Annotated in this window: 14 protein-coding genes and 3 pseudogenes; 7 read left to right on the plus strand and 10 right to left on the minus strand. The window is 54.0% G+C overall.

Annotated elements, in window-relative coordinates:
• Nucleotides 1–28: 28 nt before the first annotated feature.
• The 10 genes and pseudogenes from EPD59_RS13895 to EPD59_RS13940 all read right to left on the minus strand — a co-directional run bounded on the left by EPD59_RS13895 (nt 29) and on the right by EPD59_RS13940 (nt 10,835).
• On the minus strand, nt 29–1,330 hold the full coding sequence (locus EPD59_RS13895) for a helix-turn-helix domain-containing protein (protein ID WP_133273316.1): 1,302 nt from the start codon (nt 1,328–1,330) through the stop codon (nt 29–31).
• Between the two features lie 33 nt (nt 1,331–1,363).
• A complete protein-coding gene (locus tag EPD59_RS13900) occupies nt 1,364–2,377 on the minus strand; it encodes a bifunctional 3-deoxy-7-phosphoheptulonate synthase/chorismate mutase (protein ID WP_133273317.1) in 1,014 nt (337 codons plus the stop codon).
• A 33-nt stretch (nt 2,378–2,410) separates the two neighbouring features.
• The gene (trpA, locus tag EPD59_RS13905; RefSeq protein WP_133273318.1) at nt 2,411–3,193 is read right to left on the minus strand and encodes a tryptophan synthase subunit alpha; all 783 of its coding nucleotides are present in this window, start codon (nt 3,191–3,193) and stop codon (nt 2,411–2,413) included.
• A gap of 43 nt (nt 3,194–3,236) precedes the next feature.
• Nucleotides 3,237–4,435, minus strand: a pseudogene (gene trpB, locus EPD59_RS13910) (tryptophan synthase subunit beta).
• 125 nt (nt 4,436–4,560) lie between these two features.
• Nucleotides 4,561–5,244, minus strand: a complete 684-nt coding sequence (locus tag EPD59_RS13915) for a phosphoribosylanthranilate isomerase (protein ID WP_133273319.1) — start codon at nt 5,242–5,244, stop codon at nt 4,561–4,563.
• Between the two features lie 22 nt (nt 5,245–5,266).
• Entirely contained in the window at nt 5,267–6,079 is an 813-nt protein-coding gene (trpC, locus tag EPD59_RS13920; protein ID WP_133273320.1) for an indole-3-glycerol phosphate synthase TrpC, read from the minus strand.
• 98 nt (nt 6,080–6,177) lie between these two features.
• A complete protein-coding gene (gene trpD, locus EPD59_RS13925) occupies nt 6,178–7,158 on the minus strand; it encodes an anthranilate phosphoribosyltransferase (RefSeq protein ID WP_133273321.1) in 981 nt (326 codons plus the stop codon).
• A 162-nt stretch (nt 7,159–7,320) separates the two neighbouring features.
• Nucleotides 7,321–7,892 (minus strand): annotated as a pseudogene (locus EPD59_RS13930) (anthranilate synthase component II).
• A gap of 141 nt (nt 7,893–8,033) precedes the next feature.
• Nucleotides 8,034–9,493 (minus strand): annotated as a pseudogene (locus EPD59_RS13935) (anthranilate synthase component I family protein).
• A 298-nt stretch (nt 9,494–9,791) separates the two neighbouring features.
• Entirely contained in the window at nt 9,792–10,835 is a 1,044-nt protein-coding gene (locus tag EPD59_RS13940; protein ID WP_133273322.1) for an alpha/beta hydrolase, read from the minus strand.
• 337 nt (nt 10,836–11,172) lie between these two features.
• On the opposite strand from EPD59_RS13940, the gene EPD59_RS13945 reads away from it, so the two are divergent.
• From EPD59_RS13945 to EPD59_RS13970, 7 genes are all read left to right on the plus strand, one after another.
• Entirely contained in the window at nt 11,173–13,011 is a 1,839-nt protein-coding gene (locus tag EPD59_RS13945; protein ID WP_133273323.1) for a cellulase family glycosylhydrolase, read from the plus strand.
• A gap of 757 nt (nt 13,012–13,768) precedes the next feature.
• A complete protein-coding gene (locus tag EPD59_RS13950; protein ID WP_133273324.1) occupies nt 13,769–16,177 on the plus strand; it encodes a glycoside hydrolase family 2 protein in 2,409 nt (802 codons plus the stop codon).
• 570 nt (nt 16,178–16,747) lie between these two features.
• Complete coding sequence (locus tag EPD59_RS22635) at nt 16,748–17,290, plus strand: carboxypeptidase-like regulatory domain-containing protein (protein ID WP_240731405.1); 543 nt, start codon at nt 16,748–16,750, stop codon at nt 17,288–17,290.
• The gene (locus tag EPD59_RS13955; protein WP_240731406.1) at nt 17,287–19,737 is read left to right on the plus strand and encodes a SusC/RagA family TonB-linked outer membrane protein; all 2,451 of its coding nucleotides are present in this window, start codon (nt 17,287–17,289) and stop codon (nt 19,735–19,737) included. Before EPD59_RS22635 ends, EPD59_RS13955 begins: the two co-directional genes overlap by 4 nt.
• Nucleotides 19,738–19,758: 21 nt before the next feature.
• A complete protein-coding gene (locus EPD59_RS13960; RefSeq protein ID WP_133273325.1) occupies nt 19,759–21,357 on the plus strand; it encodes a RagB/SusD family nutrient uptake outer membrane protein in 1,599 nt (532 codons plus the stop codon).
• Nucleotides 21,358–21,479: 122 nt separating this feature from the next.
• Nucleotides 21,480–22,577 carry a SusE domain-containing protein gene (locus EPD59_RS13965; protein WP_133273326.1) on the plus strand — a complete coding sequence of 366 codons (1,098 nt, stop codon included), beginning with the start codon at nt 21,480–21,482 and terminating at the stop codon, nt 22,575–22,577.
• Nucleotides 22,578–22,856: 279 nt separating this feature from the next.
• Nucleotides 22,857–23,711, plus strand: a complete 855-nt coding sequence (locus EPD59_RS13970) for an N-acetylglucosamine kinase (protein WP_133273327.1) — start codon at nt 22,857–22,859, stop codon at nt 23,709–23,711.
• The last annotated feature ends 61 nt before the right edge of the window (nt 23,712–23,772 follow it).

The raw sequence follows: 23,772 nt of genomic DNA on the forward strand, positions 1-23,772 counted from the left end.
CCCGCATCATAGCTTGGGACGTCCCAACTTATGGATTGAGCCTAGCCGCCACCTCACTCGGCGTCGCCGATTTCAGCTTTTTGAACACCCGGTTGAATGTTGACTTGGAGTTGAACCCCGATTCTAGCGCCACCGCCAGTAAAGTATAGTGCTGGAAGCGCGGGTCTTGCAGCTTGCGCTCGGCCTCGGCAATGCGATACCCGTTGATGTAATCATTGAAGTTTTGCCCGAAACACGTATTGATGACGCGCGAAAGCAACGAGGTATTGGTACGAAGCTGAGCGGCCAATTCGCTCAAGGTCAGTTCCGGCGCCAGATAAGGTCGCTCGGTTTCCATGTGGCGGGAGAGCTTATTAGCCCAGCGAGTCAGGTCCGGGTCGGGCACCACCTCCGCAGTGGCCGATGTGGCGAGTGACGTTACCTGCTGGGGGGCTTTTTCTCTGAGTTTGGGTTCGAGTTCTGCTGGTTCAAATACTTCCGTGACTACTGCATTCGTCACAGTCAGAGAACTACTCTGGACAAGCTCGGTGCTGGTCGGCTGAAAGTGCAGAGCCGGCGCTGGCTGGTAAGGCGCCATAAAACCGGCAATGCTCAGGTAATAAATCAGGAGGCCGGTTGCTAGGAATGAATACCACACCTGGATATAAGACAACGGCGCCGCAATGTTTACCAAGCCAAACAATAGCGAAACCAGCAGCCCCACTAGAACTGCCACCATCAGGTTGCGCAGCCACTGGAAGCTAATTGGGCCCGTGTTGGAGTAATTGTCGTTGAGGTAGCGGCGGTAGCGGCGATAATCGCGCAAAGTGAGCCAGCCGTAGGCAAATATGGAAAGATAGCCTAGCACCTCTAAGTAGTTGTCTACTTCCTCGCTTAGCCCCGCCAACGCCCCCTTTGTACCAAAATGCCCAGTAAATGGCTCGCCTAGCATCCAGTGCTGCCACAGCACATCATAGCAAAACACGATAAAGCGCCAGCCCAAATACCCTGCTGCGGGCAGAAAATGGCGCTTTTCCGCCCAGCCAAAGCGAAAATCCTGGTTGGTAAGGCTTCGGAAGTAGAAGTAGAAAGTAGGCCCTAGCGCCAGCCAATGGCGGAAGGGAAAATAAAACATGAAGGTAGAATAGATATTGTGCGCGTCGTACCAACCAGCAAACCCTAGCATCCACTGCGTAAGTGGTAGGGTGTTGAGTAACAGCAGCAGCGCCAACCAGCCATCGGAGGCAAGCCCCCGCCGCCACCCACGTACCAACAATATCCCCATAAACACGATGCCCTGCACAAAGAATGGCAGCAACAGCGAGCTATACGGGCTGAATTGGAAGAACATGCGCTAAAGCTACACAACCAGCACGTTACGACACTATACCAGTTCTTTACGGAGTGCGTACACGCGCCGCAGATTCTGAATCAGCCGGCTTGATTCCTCGAAATTCAGCGTCTGCTGACCGTCAGAAGCTGCTTCTTCTGGCTTCTCGTGGGTTTCGTATAAAATGCCATCGGCCCCGGCCATAACGGCGGCCAGCGCCATTGGGGCTACATAATCGCGGATGCCGATGCCGTGCGACGGATCTACTACCACGGGCAGGTGCGTTTTCTCCTTGAGAATCGGCACTGCGTTCAGGTCCAAGGTATTGCGCGAAGCCGTTTCGAAGGTTCGGATGCCCCGCTCGCAGAGAATCAGCTTCTCGTTGCCACCCGAAAACACGTATTCAGCGGAGGACAATAGCTCTTCAATTGTCCCCGAAATACCACGCTTGATGAGTACCGGCTTATCGACTCCCCCTAGCGCATCGAGCAAGTTGAAATTCTGGGTGTTACGAGCGCCAACTTGGAACACATCCACGTAGTCGTGCATCTCCTCCACCTGCGACACCTGCATTACCTCTGTTACTACTTTGATGCCGCGGGCACGGGCCATTTGGTGAAACTGTTTTAGGCCTTCCATCCCTAATCCACGGAAGGAATATGGGGAGGAGCGCGGCTTAAAAACGCCCCCCCGCATCAGCCACACGTTGTTATCGAGCAGGTGTTGCATGACTTTCTCCATCTGCTCTTCGCTCTCAATACTGCACGGCCCAGCTACCAGACTCAGCGAACCTTCACCGATAAATACACCGTCGCCTAAGTCGAGTACGGTGGGCCGCACGCGCCACTTGCGCGACACCAGCTGGTAATCGTCTGATACCTGATGAATATCCCGAATTCCGGGCAGCTGGCCAATAGCGCGCAAGTCGACCTCTGCCTTGCCGATGCCTACCAAGTAATGGGCGCGCTGGGTCGTCACCTCCGTAACCTTATACTTCAGGGCTTTTATCTGATTGATAATATCCGCCTTGGTGGTCGCGGTAATATCTTTTTCGAGTTGGATGAGCATGGATTGCTGGTGCTGAGAAAGGTGTTGGAGTGCTTAATTCAGCACCGAGGAAACGAAAGCTTTGGCGGCAGCCGGCGCATCGTCGGCGCCTTCGAGGGCCCGAATGAAGGCGGAGCCGATGATAGCGCCATCGGCGTAAGAGCACGCGCGGTCGAAGCTGGTTTTGTCGCCGATACCGAACCCGATGAGACGCGGATTGCGCAGATTCATGGCCGCGATACGCTCGAAATACGCTTCCTGTACACCTTCACTTTGGGTATTTTGCCCCCCAGTAGTGCCGGGACCTGATACTAGGTACAGGAAAGAATCGGTCAGCTCGTCGATGCGGCGGATACGGCTCTCACTGGTTTGCGGCGTGATAAGGAACACGGGGCGCAGGTTATAGCGCCGGAATATTTCCTGATACTCAGCTACGTAGTCATCCAGCGGCAAATCGGGCAGAATGATGCCATCAACGCCAGCTTCGGCGGCTTGGCGGCAGAAGTTCTCTACTCCAAACTGCATCACCGGATTCAGGTAACCCATGAGCAGCAGCGGCGTGTTGGGCACCGTTTGGCGGATATCCTGCAATTGCTTGAACAGCACGCGCATGTTCATGCCGTTGGCCAACGCGGCGGTGCTGCTTTGCTGAATTACGGGACCATCGGCTAGCGGATCAGAAAAGGGCATCCCGATTTCGATCAGGTCGGCGCCGGCGCCGGAAAGAGTTTGAATGAGCGGCACCGTAGCGTCGAGTGTGGGGTAGCCGGCGGTGAAGTAGATATTGAGCAGTTTACCTTTCTTAGTGGCAAACGCTTGTTGGATACGGTTATTCATCGATCAGTTAGTGAGTTCGTGCAGTAAGTCATGGGCCACCACCTTAGTGCATTTGCTCGGCGTATTTCAGGTAAGTATCCAAGTCTTTGTCGCCGCGGCCCGAGAGGTTCAGCACCACAATATCATCAGGGCCCGCCCCTATTTCGGGTAAAGCTGCTAGCGCGTGCGCCGTTTCCAAGGCTGGAATAATGCCCTCCAAACGACTCAGCTCGGCCACCGCCCGTAAAGCCGGCTCGTCTTCAATCGAGATAAATCGTGCCCGACCCGATGCGCCCAGAAAGGCATGTAACGGACCAATACCGGGATAATCGAGGCCCGCCGATAAAGAGTACGGCTCCGTAATCTGGCCGTCTTCGTCCTGCATAAGCAAGGTGCGCGAACCGTGAATAATACCCGGCTTTCCCAGCACTGAGGTTGCCGCGGAATGACCCGAGCTAATGCCTTTACCAGCCGCTTCTACTGCAATCAGCTTCACGGAAGGCTCATCCAAGAAATGATAAAAAGCCCCCGCCGCATTGGAGCCGCCGCCCACGCAAGCTACCACATAGTCGGGCAGTTCGCGGCCAACTTTCTCTAGCAGTTGCTTTCTAATCTCTTCGCTGATAATGGCTTGCAGACGCGCCACCAAATCGGGATACGGGTGTGGGCCTACTACCGAACCAATAATGTAGTGTGTATCCACGGGGTTACTGATCCAGTCGCGGATGGCTTCGTTGGTGGCGTCTTTGAGGGTTTGGCTGCCGCTGGTAACGGGGCGCACTTCGGCGCCGAGCAGGCGCATCCGCTCCACGTTGGGGCGCTGACGCTCGGTGTCGGTTTTACCCATGTAAACGATGCATTCCATCCCCATCAGAGCGCAGACGGTTGCCGTAGCCACGCCGTGCTGACCAGCGCCAGTTTCGGCAATAATGCGCGTCTTACCTAAGCGCTGCGCCAGCAGAATTTGACCGACAGTGTTATTGACTTTGTGGGCGCCGGTGTGGCACAAGTCTTCGCGCTTCAAGAAGATGCGGGTACCATAGCGAGCCGACAGGCGCTTGGCTTCAAACAACGGCGTGGGCCGGCCCACGAAGTCGCGCAGGAGCTGCTGGTAGTCGCGCTGAAAGTCGGGGTCGGCGAGGATGGTGAGGTATTGCTCACGCAATTCTTCCACGTTTGGGTAGAGCATTTCGGGAATAAATGCCCCCCGAACTCACCGTAGTAGCCACGGGCATTGGGTTGGAAAGCGGAAGTAGTAGCCATATCGAAGGTGAAGGGTTGTGATGCTGGTTTTGAAATCAGTTAGTTAAAACGGTGTCATGTTGAGCTTGCCGAAGCATCTCTACTGATAAGTAGAATCAACGAAGCGGGAGAGATGCTTCGATTCCTCAGCATGACACGTTCTTGTGCTTAATGTCTATTAGTTCGGCAACGGCCGCGCCCCGAAGCTGCTGAAACATCTGCCCCAGCCGAATCGGGTCTTTCTTACCTGGAGAAATTTCAAACCGACTGTTTAAGTCTACGGCAAACAAGCCGGGCAGCTGGAGGTTCCGCAGCGTTTCGGCGTGCGTTAGGTCGAGGCCTCCGGCGAGAAAGTAGGGAACGGGTAAGGCGTAGTCGCGCAGGAGTTGCCAATCGAAGACGAGTCCGTTGCCGCCGGGCTGCTCGCCTTTGGTGTCGAACAGGAAATAATCGCAGTGCGGGACGTAGGGCAATAGCGTATCGAAGTCAAAATTGCCCCCCAGCGCAAACGCTTTGAGTACCAGCAAATCCGACGCACGCAGTTCCTGACATTGGGCGGGCGTTTCATCGCCGTGGAGTTGCACAGCGTTTAGTTTGAACTCCTGCACTCGCTGCCTGATAACTTCAGTCGCTTCATTCACAAAGACGCCCACTTTTTTGATGTTGGGGGGTAAATTTTCTAAGCTGGCCGTGCTTAGCTCTTGCCCTACATAGCGACTGGATTTGGGATAAAATATGAAGCCCAGAAAATCCGGTTGCAGCGCTGCCACGGCCGCCAAGCTATGCGCCTCGCGCATTCCGCACACCTTTATATATAAAGTAGGCTTCATGTTACTGAATTGACGCTGTGTTTTACGCCGTAATCGGCTCGGTAGCTTGTAATTCCTGCACTAGCGCGGCGCATGCTTTTTCGGGGCGACTGTGACGCATGAAAGCCTCGCCCAGCAGGAAGCCGCGGTAACCATAACTACGCACTTGCCGGATAGCGGCTGCGGTGCTCAGCCCGCTTTCCGATACTTTCACGAATTCATCAGGGATGCGCTCAGCCAGCTCAGCGGAAGTTTCCAAACTCATGCTGAAGTCGTGCAGATTGCGGTTGTTGACGCCTACCAAGTTGACTGCTTCAGCGTCGAGGCTGCGGTCCAGTTCTTCGGCGTTGTGCACTTCCAACAACACTTCCATACCTAGGCTGCGGGCGAAGCGACCAAGCTTTGCTATTTCGGCGGGCGTAAGCACGGCTGCTATGAGCAGCACGGCATCGGCACCGATGCTTTTGGCTTCTAGAATCTGGTACTCATCTATCACAAAATCTTTGCGCAGAATGGGGCAGAAATTGAAGCGGCGCGCTGTTATCAAGTCCTCATTTTGCCCCCCAAAGAATTCCTTATCCGTGAGCACCGACAGCGCCGAAGCACCGGCCTGCATGTAGCCAATAGTCGTGCGCTCTACGGGCGCATGCGGATTTATCCAACCCTTTGAAGGCGATTTGCGCTTAAACTCGGCGATAATACCGCTTAAGTCTTCGCGTAATAGGTAGTGACGAAGCGATAATGGCTGCGTTTTGAAGTACAGGCTGCGCTCTAGCAGCTTCACCGGCACCAAGCTTTGGCGCTCAGCTACTTCGCCGCGCTTATGTTGAATAATCTGATCAAGGATAGTAGCCATGAGTTAAGAACAAGAAGCCGCGGAGTTTGGTCGGCTGTGAGGATGAAAATGAATAGGTAGAGCAGGATGTAGAAATGCAGATTCGTGCATTTACACGTTCAACAACTGCCGAAAAGCCCCCGAGCGCGCCCACTCGCTAACGACTCACGAGCTGCTTCCAACGCCGCGGGCAGCGACAGTGCGGGGTCAGCGCATTGAATAGCCAGAGCGGCATTTGCCGTTACGACATCGCGCTGGGCAGTGGTTCCTTTGTTATCAAGCACTTGCAGAAACAATGCGGCAGATTCGGCTACAGTTTGTCCCCCAGCTAGGTCATTAGCGGTATAAGTAGGCATACCGAGCGTGGCGGCGGTTACCACCTGCTCGCCCCGCGCCGACACTACTTTGGCGGTGCCCGTCAGCGACAGTTCATCGTAGCCGTCGAGCGCGTGAACGACGGCGTAGCGGGTGCTGGTTTGCTGAAACAAGTAGTTATATAAACGCAGCAATTCTAGGCTGAACACCCCCGCCAATTGGGCTGCTGGCCGCGCTGGATTAACCAACGGACCCAAAATATTGAAGAAAGTGCGTACGCCCAATTCGCGGCGTACGGGCCCGGCGTGGCGCATGGCCGGGTGAAAGGCTGCCGCGTGCAGAAAGCAGATATTCGCCTCATCTAGCTGCCGCCTTAGGTTGTCGGATGGCGCCTCAAAATCGTAGCCGAAGTGAGCCAATATATTGGAAGAACCACACACCGACGACACCCCGAAGTTGCCGTGCTTGGCCACCTTATAGCCTGCACCAGCCGCTACAAAACAGGCCAGCGTGGAGATATTGAGCGTGTCTTTACCATCTCCGCCAGTGCCCACAATATCAAGCACTTCGTGGGTGCCTAGTTCCGGGTCGCGGCAGAGGTCGAGCAGGGCATCGCGGAAGCCGCTCAATTCCGGCACCGTGATGGGCCGCATCCGGTACACGGTCATAAAAGCGGCCGTTTCGGATGCATTGACGCCTCCCTGACCCAGGCGAAACATAGCCTCGCGGGCTTCCTCACGGGTGAGGGTTTGCTGGTCAAAAAGGGTGGTGAGGATCTGTTTCAAAATCGGTGATTTATAGAGATTGTACTGACCTGTTTCTTATTCGTATGTCATGCCGAGCGGAGCGAAGCATCTCGCGTGTTTAGTGGGATTACTAACCTCTCATCAGCACGCGAGATGCTTCGGCTCCGCCTCTGCATGACGTTCTGAGCATGGTGCTTCATTTTAGTCAACAAGCCAGTTTTTCAGCATTTCGTGGCCGTGTTCGGTCAGGATGGATTCGGGATGAAACTGCACGCCGCGCACGTCATACTGGCGGTGACGCAGGGCTAGCACCTGACCATTAGCGTCGCTGGCCGTTATTTCCAGTTCTGCCGGCATCGACTCAGGAGTTACAACCCAGGAATGGTAGCGGCCTACCTTAAATTTGGTAGGCAGGTTTTTGAATAACCTGTCCTCGCCAGTAATGATATCAGCGTCGGTGGCAATGCCGTGCAGCACGGCGGGCAGGTTATACAATTGCCCCCAAAAGCCTCGGCAATTCCTTGATGGCCAAGGCATACGCCCAGCATCCGTTTCGTGGGCGCATAGCGCTCGATGATGGCGGGCATGAGGCCAGCATCGGCAGGAACGCCGGGGCCGGGTGAAAGCAGAATGGAATCGTATTGCTCCACTTCTTCCAACGATATTTTATCGTTGCGCACGACGGTGGTTTGGGCACCGTAGCCTAACTCGCGCAGGAGCTGCACGAGGTTGTACGTGAAGGAATCGTAATTATCGAGAACGAGGATACTCATGAGGGCGAGAGAGTTTAAGCGAATTAATGAACGTCATGCTGAGCTTGTCGAAGCATCTCTACTGGTTGGTAACTTCAATGCTATAGCAACGAAGCGGGAGAGATGCTTCGATAAGCTCAGCATGACAAACACTTAGTAGTTTTACTTGCTAGCCGTGGCGGTAAGCTTCTCCCCTATTGCTTCGGCCATTTTCAAGGCTTTGCGCAGGGCGGCTAGCTTGTGATGCACTTCGTTTAGTTCGGAATTGATGTCGGAAGCGGCTACTACGCCGGCGCCGGCTTGGTAATGGAGTTGGTTGCCGGTGCTAAGGAAAGAGCGAATCATAATGGCGTGGTTGAAGTCGCCGTTGAAGCCTAAGTAGCCGAGGGCGCCGCCATAGTAGCCGCGACCCGTTGGTTCGAGCTTATCTATGAGCTGCATGGCGCTGTGCTTAGGGGCACCGGAGAGCGTGCCGGCCGGGAACGTATCGGCTACTACTTGCAGCGGCGAGGCGTCGGGAGCCAGCGTGGCAGTTACTTCGCTTACTAGGTGGATGACGTGGGAGTAGTACTGGATTTCGCGGAAGACCTTCACTTTCACCTCGTCGCCGTGGCGAGCCAAGTCGTTGCGGGCTAGGTCAACTAGCATCACGTGCTCAGCATTTTCCTTGGGGTCGTCGGCTAATTTCTGGGCGAGGGCGGCATCTTCGGCATCGTGGCCGGTGCGGCGGAAAGTGCCGGCAATGGGAAACAGGCTGGCGGCGCGCCCTTTAATTAGCAACTGAGTTTCGGGCGAGGAGCCAAAGATTTTGAAGTTGCCGTAGTCGAAATAAAACAGATAAGGCGACGGATTCACGGAGCGCAACGCGCGGTACACATTGAACTCATCGCCCACAAAACCCTGCGAAAAGCGGCGCGACAACACAATCTGGAACACGTCGCCTTTGCGGCAGTGGTTCTGGCCAGCGGCCAGCTTCTCTAAAAACTCCTCATCGGTCAGGTTGGTGGTCTCATCACCTATCGGCGCAAAACCGAACTCCGGCAAACTCGGATTGCGCACTAGGTTCACCAGTCGCGTCAGGCCGTCGTGGTCAGTGGGCTCATCGGCGGGCGAGTGTTCAAACACGTACAGCTCATTGCGGAAGTGGTTGATGGCAATGACGTAGCGGTAGGTGCCGTAAATGATGTCCGGAATCTGGCCGGCCGATTCTTTGGCGGGGTTCAGGGTAAGGTCTTCGAAATACTGCACCGCCTCATAGCCCATGTAGCCAAAAAGCCCCCAGTAATGAAATCGAACTCGCTTTTCTCCGTTTGGAAGCGGCTCGCGAATTCGCGCAGGCGATCGAGAGCGAGGCGGGGTTGTACCAGCGTTTCGGTGGTAGTGGTGCCGTCCGGGAAGGTTTGGGTCAGCTCACTGCGGCTTAGCTCAAAGCGCGCCAGCGGGTCGCAGGCTAAGTAGCTGAATGCGTTCTGCTGCCCGTGATAGTCGGAGCTTTCCAGCAGTAGGCAGTTGGGATACTGATCGCGCAGACGCAGGTAAAGCCCCACCGGCGTCACGGTATCGGCCAGCAGGCGTACGTGGCGGGTTTTGAGCAAGTAAGTAAGTTGCGGTGAGTTATTCATGGGACGCGGGGGGCTTTTGGGCGGTGAGCGATGCCTTCTGTTTTAAACCACCGGAAAACAAAAAAGCCCGGCGGGTGGCCGGGCTTTCCTTTATGTTTGATGCGAGGTTCTATTTACAAATGACCTTACCGCACGCACAGGTTTTCCCGTCCGGAGTTTCGGAGAGGCCACCACCATGCTTGCGAAGTCATTGAGAAATTCATTGCCACTGAGTAAAGGCGTTTGTGTCGCAAATATACGGGCGAACTCACACTGCGCAAGTAATTTTTAAATCGCCAACGCCATAGCTTGCTCAACGTCATTGCCTGACACGCGCTTTTTTGCCCCCCGGCGCATTCGATTGGTATAGCCACTGATAAGCGGCCGGAAACTCACGCCGCCAAAACCACTCGGCGTGCTTGCCATCCGGCACAGCGTGGTAGCTGATGGCCGCGGGCTTCACTCCTGCTTTTCGCAAAGAATCTCGCATGGCAGCCATCAGCGGCACCATTGTCTCGCTTTCCTGTTCGCCAGCGACTAAGTAAAACTGCATGGGCTGCCGCACTTTAGTGCGGCGCACGTAGGCAAAAACAGAGTCCTGCGCGAACCACAAAGCCGGCGAAAACACTCCGATTTTGCTGAACACTCGGGGATATTTTAAGCCCGCGTACAACGAAATCAGGCCACCCATGGAAGAGCCAGCTATGCCCGTATGTTGACGATTCTTTAAGGTACGATACTTTGCATCAATGTGCGGCTTAAGGGTTTGCACCATAAAATTGAGATAGGCATCGCCCTGCCCGCCACCATACTTCGCATTACGCCACGGCGAGAGCTCATCGAGGCGCGTGTCGCCGCCGTGGTCCACGGCTACCACAATGCAGCCCGCATCATGCCCAGCTAGTTGCAGCTGACGCAGTGTTTCGTCCACGCCCCACTCACCGCTGAAGCCCGTAAACTCATCGAAGACATTCTGGCCATCGTGCAGATACAGCACGGGGTAGCGCCGATTACTGGTGGCGTAGTCGTTGGGCAGATACACCCACACGCGCCGCTTTCGGTTGAGTTGAGGAATAGCAAACGAGTCGGTCAGCACAGTCACATTAGGAGTCAGTGTGTGCTGCTTGATGGGTGCGCCACCCGCCAGATCCTGCCAATTACTGATTACGTGGGTGACCGTTTTGCCCGCGGCAGCCGAATATCGCCGATTCTCGACGGCTTTGTTGGCAGCATCAGTTTCTACCGTTTCCCAGGTGCCACGCGTGAATTTGTACTCGAAATTGCCGGTGCTGGGGGCAAAATCACCTGGTAGCTGCCATCCGCATTTTTGGTAAGCGCGTGGGGGGCATTTTTGGGGTTCCAATTATTGAAAGAGCCCGCCACATACAGTACGGCATCGGTGGGTGTATTGGCTGGTACGTGGTCAACGCGCAGCGTAACCTGGGCCTGTAGGGAGCCTGCGCACAAGAGCAAGCTGAGTGATAAGGAAGGAAGACGCATGCAAAAAGAGTGTTGTCGGCGCCCGGAGATGTTCGTGGTGTCGAGCTTAAGTAATTGGTAAAGATAAGGCTGCCGTATCATCCCGTTTTTATACCACGCCGAAATAGAATAATGCCCTACCTTTGCAACGCAATCGTTTGCGCAAAACAGCTACCGTAGCCGTATCTGCGGTTTTATTAAAAGCTGATAATGTTCACTTTATGCTTACTCATTTACGCTGCTTTCTACTCTTTCTTCTGCTCTGGAGTGATGCCTTCCTCACCCCAGCACTAGCGCAAGAAGCTACCCGCCGGCCGGAGGGCGACGTATTTGTAGACAAGCAGGGCGTGCTGCGGTGGCAGAAAACGAAGAAAGAGGTAGCCTTATTTGGCGTAAACTATACTACCCCGTTTGCCCACGCTTACCGGGCTCACCAGCGCGTGGGCGCTGCGCACGAGCAAGCCATCAGGCAGGATGTGTACCACCTGTCGCGGTTGGGTCTGGATGCGTTTCGCGTCCATGTGTGGGATGTGGAAATCACGGATACACTCGGCAATTTGCAGGAAAATGAGCACCTCAAGCTGCTCGATTTTCTGGTGGCTGAACTCAAGCAGCGCGGCATTAAGATTATTCTGACGCCGATTGCTTACTGGAATAATGGTTACCCGGAGCCCGACACTGGTACGGGCTTTTCCAGCATTTACTCCAAAGCTCAAGCCTACACCAACCCACGGGCGATACTGGCGCAGGAACGGTATCTGACACAGTTTCTGAACCACCGCAATCCCTACACCAAGTTGCTCAACCGCGAAGACCCGGATATCATCGCCTACGAGGTTTGCAATGAGCCGAAATACAGCAAGCCTGAGGCGCCTGTAACGGCCTTCGTCAACCGCATGGCCCAAGCCATTCGCGCCACCGGCTGCCGCAAACCGGTATTTTACAACATTGCTGAAAGTCCGGATGTGTACGATGCCATTCTGGACGCCAAGGTGGATGGCGTCACCTTCCAGTGGTACCCACAAGGCTTGGTGAGCGGACACGCATTACGCGGCAACTTCCTGCCGTACGTGGACCACTATCCGATTCCATTCCGCACCGATAGGCGCTTTACTAGCAAGGCCAAGATGGTGTACGAGTTTGAGTCGGCCGACATACTTCAACCGGTGATGTACCCGTTTATGGCGCGCAGCTTCCGGGAGGCTGGTTTTCAGTGGGCCACGCAGTTTGCCTACGACCCGATGGCTATTGCCTTCGCCAACACAGAATACCAGACGCATTACTTGAACTTGGCCTACACGCCGGCCAAGGCCCTGAGCCTGCTGATTGCGTCTAAAGTGTTTCACCGCGTGGGCCGGAGCCAGTCGTTTCCCAACTATCCGGCCGACTCGGTGTTTGATGCGTTTCGGGTGAGCTACCGGCAGCAGCTCAGCGAGATGAACACGCCGGAAGAGTTCTACTATACTGCTTCCACCACCACTCAGCCCAGAAAGGCCGCCAGTTTGCGCCGTGTAGCGGGCGTTGGCTCCTCGCCCATTGTGAGCTACGGCGGCACCGGCGCCTACTTCCTCGACCGGCTGGCTGCTGGCGTATGGCGACTGGAAGTAATGCCCGATGCCGTGCCCATCCGCGACCCGTTCGAAAAAGCCTCGTTGAGCAAGCCCGTCACGCAGATTTTGTGGAACAACCAGCCACTGCAAATCACGCTAGCCGAGCTGGGGGGCAATTTTTCCCTACGCGGCCTGAATGAAGGCAACACTACGCAAACACAGGCAAGTGATGGGCGCGCCACCGTGCGGCCCGGCGTGTATCTGCTGGCGGCGGGGGGCAAATCGACCAGTCGCTATACGGCTCAATCCGCTTTCAACCACATCAAGCTGGGCGAGTTTGCCGCTCCAGATCCTACCAAAATTGCCCCCAGGTACTGCATAAGCCGATGGCGCAGGTTTCAGCGGGGCAGCCAGTTCGCATCACGGCTCGCCTTACCGGAGCCGAGCCGCAGGACAGTGTCTTTCTGGTGGCCCAGCACTACTATGGCCGCACCCAAGTGTTGCCCATGACTACTACCAGCTACGCGACGGTGGAGGCTACGGTGCCCGCCGAGCTAGCGTATCCGGGCTTGTTGCGCTACTGGATTGTGCTGCGCAAGGGGCAGCAGGCGCTGACGTTTCCCGGCGGTTTCACGGGCCAGCCCCGCGACTGGGATTATTATCACGCCGAGAATTATGCAGTGCCCATTGTGGCAGCCAGCACGCCTTTACCTCTCTTTACCGCGGCCCTAGATAAGGACCAAGTAGAAGCGCGTGGCCTCACCTCCACCAGCTGGACGGATTATGTTACCACTCCGACTGGCGAGTTGGCATTGCGCCTAGTAGTCGCTCAGCCCGATAAGTCGAAACCAGCGGCACCGGCTGGTCCGCAGGCGGCTTTGCGGACTTACTTTGGTCATAAGTTAGCAGGGCGAGCTACGGAGTTAGCCAGCTTCAAAGAAGTAGTGGTGAAAGGCCGCGCCAACCAGCCCGCAACCACCGTGAAAGTGGTGCTCCAAACCAAAGACGCGGCGGCATACGCTGCTACCGTACAGCTTGGCGCCGAAACGCAAGAAGTGCGCATTCCGCTTTCTGCCTTCCGCCCCGATGCGCTCCTGCTGCTGCCTCGCCCCTACCCCGGTTTTCTGCCGCTTACGCATGAATTTGCCCCCCAATCGGCGTTCAGGCTCCCCGACGCTGAGGTGTTGCAAGTAGTGGTCCAAGGCGCTGCGCCGGCCAATGGTCAGCTGCACGTTGATCTCGAATCAGTCTCTTTACGATAAGCTGCATGTTTTCTATCCCGACGCTCTCACCGGTTCTTTCACGCCTCGGCGCAGGCTTTTTGTTGGTTGCCGCGCTAAGTCAGTGCAACCGCCCCGATAAGCCCCAAAGCCTGGCTCCAGCCGTTGATTTCAACCAGGACTGGCAGTTTGTTAAAGACATTGATACAGTTGTCACCACCTCTCTTTTTGCCAAAACGGCCGATAGCACGGCGCAGTGGATCGCCGTATCGTTGCCGCATACGGCTCAAATCGAGCCTGTTGTCACCGATAAAAAGCAGTGGCAGGCCATCTGCTTTTACCGCAAGTTTTTCCAGGTAGCCGCCACCGATTCCACTAAGCGAGTAGCCCTACATTTCGGGGCGGCCATGCACACGGCCGATGTGTACCTGAATGGCAAGCGGCTCCAGCGGCACCTGGGGGGCTATTTGCCCTTCATGGTAGACATTTCCCGTCAGCTCAAGTTCGGTGAGGAGAACTGTTTGGTGGTAAGGCTTAATAATCAGGACAACCCCGATGTGCCGCCCGGCAAACCCCTCAAGGACCTAGATTTCAACTTCTACAGTGGCCTCTACCGCTCGGTTCAACTGTTAGTTCAGGATAAAGTATACATCACCGACCCCATACAAGTCGGGCGGCCAGCGGGTGGCGGCATTTTGTTGCACTACGAAAACGTAAGCCCCCAATCGGCGACGCTACAGGTGCAAACCGATGTGCAGAACGATGCTGCCGAAGCGCAGAAGGTGCAAGTACGCGCTACCTTGCTCGACGCAAAAGGCACCTCGGTAGGCAAGACGGAGAATCAAGAATCCACTATTGCCGCTGGTGCTTTCGGGAAAGTCAACCAGCAGCTTTCAATTGCGAAGCCGCAGTTGTGGTCGCCGGAAACACCGTATCTATATCGTTTGATGGTGGAAGTGCTACGCGACGGCGAAGTCATTGACCGCCAAGAAGTGAAAACTGGCGTACGGACCATTCGCTTTGCCACTGATGGTTTTTACCTAAACGGCCAAAAACTGCGCTTACGCGGCACCAACCGCCACCAGGAATATCCTTATCTGGGTTACGCCCTATCAGACAACGCCCAGTACCGCGACGCGTGGCAGATTCGGGAGGCGGGGTTCAACTTCGTGCGCTGCTCCCACTATCCGCCCTCTCCGGCATTTTTGCAGGCCTGCGACGAGTTAGGAATTCTGGTAATGAACTCGATTCCGGGCTGGCAGTTTTTTGGCGACGCTGATTTCCAGAAAAACAGCCTGCAGGACGTGCGCGATATGGTGCGGCGCGACCGTAACCACCCCAGCATCGTGCTCTGGGAGTCGTCGTTGAATGAAACCGACATGAGCAAGCCCTACATGGAGCAAACCCACGCGGCCGTGCACGAGGAACTACCCTGGAAAGAAGGCGTGTATACGTGCGGCTGGATGGACTACGCTTACGATGTATTTATTCCCGCCCGCCAGCACCGTAAAGCCCCCGATTACTGGAACAAATACGATGGCAAAAAGCCCCTGTTTCTGTGTGAATACGGCGACTGGGAATACTATGCCCACAATGCTGGCTTCAATCAGACTGCCTACGCGGGCCTGAAAGAATCGGAGCGGACCTCGCGCCAGCTGCGCGGGCAGGGCGAGCGAGCATTGGCCCAACAAGCCCTTAACTTCCAGGAAGCCCACAACGACAACTACCGCAGTCCCGCTGTGGGTGATGCCAACTGGCTCATGTTCGACTATAAGCGCGGCTATGCCCCCGATATTGAGTCATCCGGCGTAGCCGACATTTTCCGCCTACCGAAGTTTGCTTACTACTTCTACCAGAGCCAGTATGGCCCCATAAATGCCCCCCACGGCTTCGGTAAGCCTATGGTATACATCGCCAACTACTGGCAGCCAACTTCCAGCAAGCAAATAGTGGTGTACAGCAATTGCGACGAAGTAGAATTGTCGCTCAACGGCAAGGTAATAGCCCGCCAGCGGCCGGATAAAAACAATTTTTCTGATCAGCTACCGCATCCGCCGTTCACCTTCGCGCTTTCCGCTTACACGCCCGGTACCTTGCGAGCCATAGGTTACTACAAAGGCAAGTCGGCGGCCCAAACTGAGCGCCGCACGCCGGGCGCTGCCAAAAGTCTGAAGCTTACGTATGCCCGGCACGGCAAAGATCTGGCAGCCGGTCAGAATGACGCCGTTTTCGTGTACGCCTCTGTAGTAGACGAAAACGGTACGATTGTACCAGATGCGATTCATTCGGTGCGCTTCACCACAAAAGGCGGCGAGCTGATTGGCGATAATCCGGTGAAAGCAGAAGCCGGGGTTGCCACTATTCTACTAAAAATGCCCCCCAAACAGGGAACAGCACAACTCACAGCTACTGCGGCTAGCTTAACTGCTAACACACTCACGCTTAAGACCCAATAAAAGTTTTAAACCCGGTGATAGGTAGTAAGTCGTGCTTTACACAAGCGTTTGTGTAAAGCACGTGAATGATAGAAGCTAGCGTCACTCAACTTCTAATTTTCTTCCGGTCAGAAATATTTATTTTTTCTATGATTTGGCCTGTCATATATGCGGTTGACAAAAAGAATTATCGATTGTGTTTTTTATACAATGCGCCAGCTTAACCTTATAGAAAAAGGATGTAAGTCAGGAAAATCTCTGTTCACAAGTGAGATGGCCTATTTTATTCACTGTGTTGTAGCAAAAAGGTGTTTCTAATGCCACTATGGCCATCTAACACTGAAGTATATACTTCACCGGTATATTAAGTATTAACAATTTCTTTCTCTTTTTCTACGCATAAATTAATTGCATTTTTTAACGTCAAAACTTTAAATTGCGCAGTTTTTTCACCATTTTAGAATGTGCGGTTGAAATGATTAGTGCTGAATTTTTTAGTCCGCCGGCTATATCAGTTCCTCACTTCATCGCACGCCTTTTTGCTTACCCGGCTTGGCCGGCTTGTTTATTCCCACCTCAAACATTTTTTCAATGAAACACCCTTACTTGGCGAAACTATTGTTTCTCCTCTTGTTCATCTGTGCCGGTTTTACCGGCGCGTTCGCTCAGACCGGCTCCGTGAGTGGTCGGGTATTGGACGAACAGAGTCAAGGATTACCCGGCGTGACTGTACTGGTTGAGGGTACGTCCCTGGGTAACTCCACTAATGCTGATGGTACTTTCTCTATTCAAAACGTGCCGGCGGGCCAGCAAACCTTGGTCGTATCCTTTATTGGATACACTACGAAGCGTTTGCCGTTTGCCATTACAGCAGGGCAAAACACCGAATTGAACGCGACCCTAGGCGAAAATACTACCCTGCTCAACGAGGCAGTAGTAGTAGGTTATGGTACCCAGCGTCGGCAGGACGTGACGGGCTCCGTAGCTACCGTTGACTCTAAAGACTTCGTGCAGGGACAAATCACTAACCCCGAGCAGCTCATCAATGGTAAAGTAGCCGGTGTGCAAATCACGACGGGCGGTGGCGCCCCGGGCTCAAACAGCAATATCCGCATTCGGGTGGTGCTTCGTTGAACGCTACCAACGAACCCCTCATTATAATCGATGGTGTACCAATTGACGGCAACAGCATCAGCGGCGCGGCAAGCCCTCTGAGCACCATCAACCCAAATGATATTGAAACCTACACCGTACTAAAAGACGCTTCAGCCACCGCCATCTACGGTTCACGCGCTTCCAATGGTGTTATCATCATAACGACTAAAAAGGGCCTAGAAGGTGAGAAGCTGACTGTTGCATTTAGCACCCAGTACTCACGCTCGAAGAAAGTAAACGAAATCAATGTTCTCTCCGCTGACCAGTTTCGCGCTGTCGTGAATGAGCGGGGCAATGAAACACAAAAGGCATTGGTAGGAGCAGCTAGTACCGATTGGCAGGATGTGATTTTCCAATCGGCTTCTACCTACGACAATAATATCAGCCTAACGGGAGCTTGGAAGAAACTACCCTTCCGGGTTTCAGCGGGTTACCTAAACCAAGATGGTATCCTGAGAACCAGCAACCTAGAGCGTATTACGGGTTCCATCAGCCTCACGCCCGTATTGCTCAACGATAACCTTCGCCTGACTATAAACGCGAAAGGCAGCCGTGCAAACAGCTTCTTCGCTGATGAAGGGGCCATCGGAGCCGCTACCAATTTTGACCCTACAAAGCCCGTTACGGGCGACGCATTTGGCGGCTATTTTGAGTGGGCTCAGCCAAGCGGCAACCCTATTCCTACTGCTACCCGCAACCCGCTAGCCTTGCTGGAGCAGCGCCGCGATGAGGCTACCGTTGACCGTTTCATCGGCAACGTACAGCTCGATTACCGCCTACCTTTCTTGCCCGATCTGCGCGCCGTATTGAACTTGGGTATGGACCGCTCTTCCAGCGAAGGCACTCGCTTTGTTCCAGCTATTGCGGCTCGCTCGTTCACCCGCGGCGGTGAAAACAACCAGTACGCTCAGGACCGCTACAACAAGCTGCTTGACTTCTATCTGAACTACGTGAAGGCCTTTGGTAGCAGCCGCCTCGACCTCACGGGGGGCTATTCTTACCAGGACTTCATTCGGGAAGAGCCCCGCTTCGCTGATCTTCGCGAAGACCGGACTCAGTTCGCTCCGGCTCCCTTCCCTTTCCCTTTCAAAACGCAGAACACGCTGGTTTCTTTCTTCGGCCGCGCCGTGTATAGCCTGAAAGACCGCTACAGCGCTACGGCTACGCTTCGCGCTGATGGTACTTCCCGCTTTGTGGACAACAACCAGTTTGGCTACTTCCCTGCCTTGGGACTTGCCTGGAACATCAAAGAAGAAGCCTTTCTCAAGGACGTAAACGTTCTCTCCCAGCTTAAGCTGCGTGGTGGCTATGGCATTACAGGTCAACAGGATCTGGAAACAGCCGTGGGCAATTATCCTTTCTTGGCTCGTTACACCCAAGGTGACTTAAACACCCAGATTCAGGTTGGTTACAACCCCGATGGTACCCCCCGCTTCGTGTCGACGCTACGCCCTGAAGGCTACAACCGCGACCTGAAATGGGAAGAAACGACCACCTACAATGCTGGCCTTGACTATGGCATCTTGGATGATCGTATCTCGGGCTCGATTGATGTGTATAAGCGTAATACAGAAGACCTGCTGGCTGTAGTAGCCCTACCTGCCGGCTCTAACCTCATTAACGAGTTTGCCCGCAACATCGGCAGTCTGGAGAACCGTGGCGTTGAAGTAGCACTGAACTTGGTGCCTGTTCGCTCCGAGAATTTCAACTGGAGTGTCAACTTCAACGTGGCCTACAACGAGAACAAAATCACTAGTCTGAACGACGTAAATGACCCCAACTTCGCCGGGTATCTGGTAGGGGACATTTCGGGTGGTACTGGCAACCGGATTCAGATCAACTCTGTTGGTTACCCCGCTAACTCGTTCTACGTGTACAAGCAGGTATACAATACGGAAGGTGCGCCGTTGGAAGGCGTATATGCCGACCTAAATGGTGACGGTCAGGTGACGGAATTGGACAAGTATCGCTACAAGTCCTCTAACCCTAAGACTACCTTAGGCTTGAGCTCTAATGTATCGTACCAGAAGTTCAACCTGTCGTTTACACTGCGTAGCTACCTCGATAACTACGTGTACAACAACGTGTATTCCGACCGGGGTACGTACCGTGGTCTATTTGACCCGAACAACTTCCTCGGCAACGTATCTGAGAACGTGTTGGAGACCAATTTTGCCAATAACCAGTTCTTCTCAGATTACTATGTAGAGAACGCCTCGTTCGTGCGCATGGACAACATCACGCTGGGATATAATGGTGGACGTTTTTTCAATGAAAAGCTAAACTTTGGCCTGACCTTCGCTGTTCAGAACCTATTCGTTATCAGCGATTACCAAGGCTTGGATCCCGAGATTTTCAACGGCATCGACCGGAATTTCTATCCTCGTCCACGCACCTTTACTGTTGGTCTAAATCTGGGCTTCTAATTAGTTCGTACTTCTCAAAAAATGAAAAACCTACTCATAAGGAGCCTACTAGCCTTCACGGTTATTACCTCCACGCTTGGCCTTTCGTCTTGCGTAAAAGACCTCGACCGGGAGCCCGAATTTGATCCTACCTCTGCCCTGGTTTATACTGACCCAGCTAATTACGAGGCTGTTCTCGCCAAGCTGTATTCTGGCTTGGCAGTAAGTGGTCAGCAGGGCCCCAGCGGCGCACCCGACTTGCGGGGTTTTGATGAGGGCACCTCTCCTTACCTGCGCATGTATTGGTTCACCCAGGAGTTGCCAACAGATGAGGCTATTATTGCGTGGAATGACGGTGACCTTCCCGATCTGAATCGTTTGACTTGGACGCCGAGCAATACGTTTGTGCGCACCATGTACAACCGTATCTTCTACCAAATCACAATCTGCAACGAGTTCATTCGTGAAACCACGGATGAAAAACTCAGCGGACGTGGGGTGTCGGGCACGGTACTGGAAAATGTAAAACAGTATCGCGCCGAAGCTCGCTTCCTGCGGGCACTGAGCTATTTCCACGCGCTCGATATGTATGGCAATGTGCCCTTCGTAACGGAGAATGATCCCGTAGGTGCTTTCATGCCCAAGCAAACAACGCGTGCTGAGCTATTCAGCTATGTTGAGTCGGAGCTGCTTGCCATTGAACCTGAGTTAGCGGCAGCCCGCCAAAACCAGTACGGTCGTGCCGACCGGGGTGCTGCGCAAACCCTACTGGCTAAGCTTTACCTAAATGCTCAGGTATATACGGGCCAGCCTAAGTTCGCTGAAGCTGCTACTTACGCTAAAAAAGTAATCGATTCAGGATACAGCCTGACTCCTACTTACCGTAATCTGTTCGTAACCGATAACAATACGGTTGCTGCTTCGGAGATCATCTTCCCAGTTACCTTCGATGGTTTGCGCACCAAGACTTTCGGTGGCATGACCTTCCTTGTACACGCTGGTGTGGGTGGCTCCATGGATGCCGCAGCTTATGGCATTAACGGCGGCTGGTCAGGATACCGGGCTAAGTCTACCTTGGCTGACAAGTTTCCCGACCTGACGGGTGCTACTGACCAGCGGGCCGCCAACTTTGTAACGGATGGCCAAAAGCGTGAGAACAATGACATTTTCACCTTTACTGATGGCTACGCCCTGCAGAAGTACCGCAACGTGAGCTCCACGGGCGTGAAAGGCTCGGATACCGGCGGTGACCACCCCGATACCGACTTCCCCTTGTTCCGCTTAGGCGACGTGTATCTGATGTACGCCGAAGCACTGTTGCGCAGCGGCGGCAGTCAGACCGAGGCACTCACTTATGTAAACCGCGTGCGTCAGCGGGCCATGGCCTCCAATATTACCGGCAGCCAGCTAACACTGGACTTTCTCTTAGATGAGCGGGCTCGCGAATTGTACATGGAGTGCTATCGTCGCACCGACCTGATCCGCTTTGGCCGCTTTGCTGGTCCTAGCGCCAACTACGTGTGGCCATGGAAAGGTGGTGTACTTCAGGGTCGTCCGGTTTCGGAAGCCCTCAATCTGTACCCTATTCCTTCCTCTGATCTTACTGCTAACCCCACGCTTAAGCAGAATCCTGGCTACTAAGCGTTTAGATGAAGTTACTTATCTGAATACCTGATGCTGAGCCCCAGCAGAAAGTTGAGTCCAGCATCAGGTATTTGGTAGTGACCCTCCCACCCTCTTCAAAAAATTTAACTTCTCTACAAATGAAAAACTGGCTTACCCAAATCTTGGGTCTTTGCATGGCCGTAACGCTGCTTTCTTCCTGCGAAAAGGATGAGGAGCAGGTAGTTGCCAAGCCTGGCAGAGAGACCACGCTCACCACCGTTTCTACCAACGTACCGCTGACCCTGGATGACAAGGACAAGACATACGTTGTCTATTCCTGGACTCCCGTTTCCTTCGGTTACTTGGGAGAAGTGGTTTCTTACACGCTGGAAGTTGCCAAGAAAGGCAATGACTTTGCTGGTGCAAAAACCTATCAGACAGGCTCAGCATTAACCAAAACCTTTACTGTTTCCGAAATCAACAGTCTGATGATTGAGATGGGGGCGGTGCAGGATGCTAAAACTAAAGAGTTCAGCCCTATCGAGTTGGAAGTACGCGCGAAAGCCGCCTTGGGCACCAGCCCTACGGCCGATGCTATGGCTAAATACTCAGCCGTTACGACCCTGGCAGGCAAGCCTTATAACGCCAATGCTGCTATTGTTTACCCATCTCTGTGGGTACCTGGCGCTTACCAAGGCTGGGCTCCCGACAAAGCCCCTGCAATTGCCTCGGGCGACAAGGACAACAAGAAGACCTATGAAGGGTATATCTATTTTCCATCGGCTGATAAGCTGAAGTTCAAGTTTACCAGCAAACCCGCTTGGGATGATGTCAACTATGGTAAGGGTGCTAGCGCTACCGACTTATCAACCGATGGCGGCGCCGGCGACTTAGAGGTAACAGAACCAGGTTATTACTGGTTGAAAGCCAATACTGAAACACTGAAGTGGTCAGCTACCAAAACTACTTGGGCTGTAATCGGCTCGGGTACTGCTAAAGGCTGGGATAATGAGACGCCCATGACTTACGATCCTATCCAAGGCGTTTGGACTATCACCACGGCTCTTTCGCAGGACGGTGAAATTAAGTTCCGCGCTAACAATGGCTGGGATCTGAACTACGGTGATAAGGGTGGCGACGGCTTGCTGGAATCCGGCGCCGACAACATCAAAGTACCTAGCGCTGGCAACTACACCATCACGCTGGACCTTAGCAAAGGAGCTGGCAACTACACGTACACGCTGAAGAAGAACTAAGGTAGGCTTACTTCTATCTACCATTCTTAAAAGGCCGCTGCATCGCAGCGGCCTTTTTTGCATCACCACCTTACAGACCAGTTACCCAAGTTGCACAGCGTCGGGGGGCTTTTTTGTAAAAAAGCCCCCCGGTGGATTATCGGTCAAACGATGCTAATCCAGCGCAATGCTTTCATCTACCAAATTCTTTTCCGTGCTTCGCTTCTGCTGCTCCGGGCACTGCGACGGTAGCTAGCCCATTTCCCGATCTTACCATCCCTTTCTCAGACTACTTCTTCTATGATAATCATTGCCGACGGCGGCTCCACTAAAACCAACTGGTGCCTCATTGACGACGCGGGTACCCGCATCCAATTTAATACGGAAGGTTACAACCCAGATTTTATTGGTACGGAAGGAATCCAAGCCTCTCTGCAGAAAAGCCTCCCCGACACGCTGGAGCTAGATAAGGTCACAGAGGTGCACTACTATGGGGCGGGGGTTTCGTCGGCGAAGAAAGCGGAGATAGTAGCGGCCGCTATGCGAGCTGTGTTTACGCAGGCCAAAGTCGTAGTCGACCATGACCTGCTGGCGGCGGCGCGGGCCCTGTTGGGGATTAAGCCAGGCTTTGCAGCTATCTTGGGTACGGGCACCAACTCCTGCATCTACGACGGCAAAGACGTAGCCATGAGCGTCGATTCGCTCGGCTATTTCCTGGGCGACGAGGGCAGCGGCTCCTACATCGGCAAGCGCCTGTTGCGCGACTATCTGCGTGGCCTATTGCCTGATGGCTTACAAGAGAACTTTCGCGAAACGTATGGCCTCACCCGCGATGAGGTTTTGGACCGACTTTATAACAAGCCCTTACCTAACCGCTTCCTGGCCAGTTTCGGCAAGTACGCCTACGACCATAATAACGTGAGCTACTGCCGCGAAATAGTGGTGGAAGGCTTCAAGGCTTTCTTCGATAATATCGTAACCAAGTATCCTAATTACCAGGATCATACATTCAACTGCATTGGCTCGGTGGGCTACAACTTCCGCGATGCCCTGATTCAGGTGGCCAAAAGCTACGATATGGAAGTGGGCAAAATCATCCGCTCCCCTATCGATGATCTGGTAGACTACCACACCATTCTTACTAAGCAAGCTTAATTCTCGCCTTCATTCAACAAAAAAAGCAGCTCCGAAATCGGAGCTGCTTTTTTGTTGGGCG

It is taken from the genome of Hymenobacter radiodurans (assembly GCF_004355185.1).
GTDB lineage: Bacteria > Bacteroidota > Bacteroidia > Cytophagales > Hymenobacteraceae > Hymenobacter > Hymenobacter radiodurans.

What these genes read in the sequence shown, in the direction of transcription:
- trpC (WP_133273320.1), bottom strand. Translation starts at nt 6,079, where the DNA reads ATGGCTACTATCCTTGATCAGATTATTCAACATAAGCGCGGCGAAGTA.
- EPD59_RS22635 (WP_240731405.1), top strand. Translation starts at nt 16,748, where the DNA reads ATGAAACACCCTTACTTGGCGAAACTATTGTTTCTCCTCTTGTTCATC.
- EPD59_RS13945 (WP_133273323.1), top strand. Translation starts at nt 11,173, where the DNA reads ATGCTTACTCATTTACGCTGCTTTCTACTCTTTCTTCTGCTCTGGAGT.
- EPD59_RS13950 (WP_133273324.1), top strand. Translation starts at nt 13,769, where the DNA reads ATGTTTTCTATCCCGACGCTCTCACCGGTTCTTTCACGCCTCGGCGCA.
- EPD59_RS13965 (WP_133273326.1), top strand. Translation starts at nt 21,480, where the DNA reads ATGAAAAACTGGCTTACCCAAATCTTGGGTCTTTGCATGGCCGTAACG.
- EPD59_RS13895 (WP_133273316.1), bottom strand. Translation starts at nt 1,330, where the DNA reads ATGTTCTTCCAATTCAGCCCGTATAGCTCGCTGTTGCTGCCATTCTTT.
- EPD59_RS13970 (WP_133273327.1), top strand. Translation starts at nt 22,857, where the DNA reads ATGATAATCATTGCCGACGGCGGCTCCACTAAAACCAACTGGTGCCTC.
- EPD59_RS13900 (WP_133273317.1), bottom strand. Translation starts at nt 2,377, where the DNA reads ATGCTCATCCAACTCGAAAAAGATATTACCGCGACCACCAAGGCGGAT.
- EPD59_RS13915 (WP_133273319.1), bottom strand. Translation starts at nt 5,244, where the DNA reads ATGAAGCCTACTTTATATATAAAGGTGTGCGGAATGCGCGAGGCGCAT.
- EPD59_RS13960 (WP_133273325.1), top strand. Translation starts at nt 19,759, where the DNA reads ATGAAAAACCTACTCATAAGGAGCCTACTAGCCTTCACGGTTATTACC.
- trpA (WP_133273318.1), bottom strand. Translation starts at nt 3,193, where the DNA reads ATGAATAACCGTATCCAACAAGCGTTTGCCACTAAGAAAGGTAAACTG.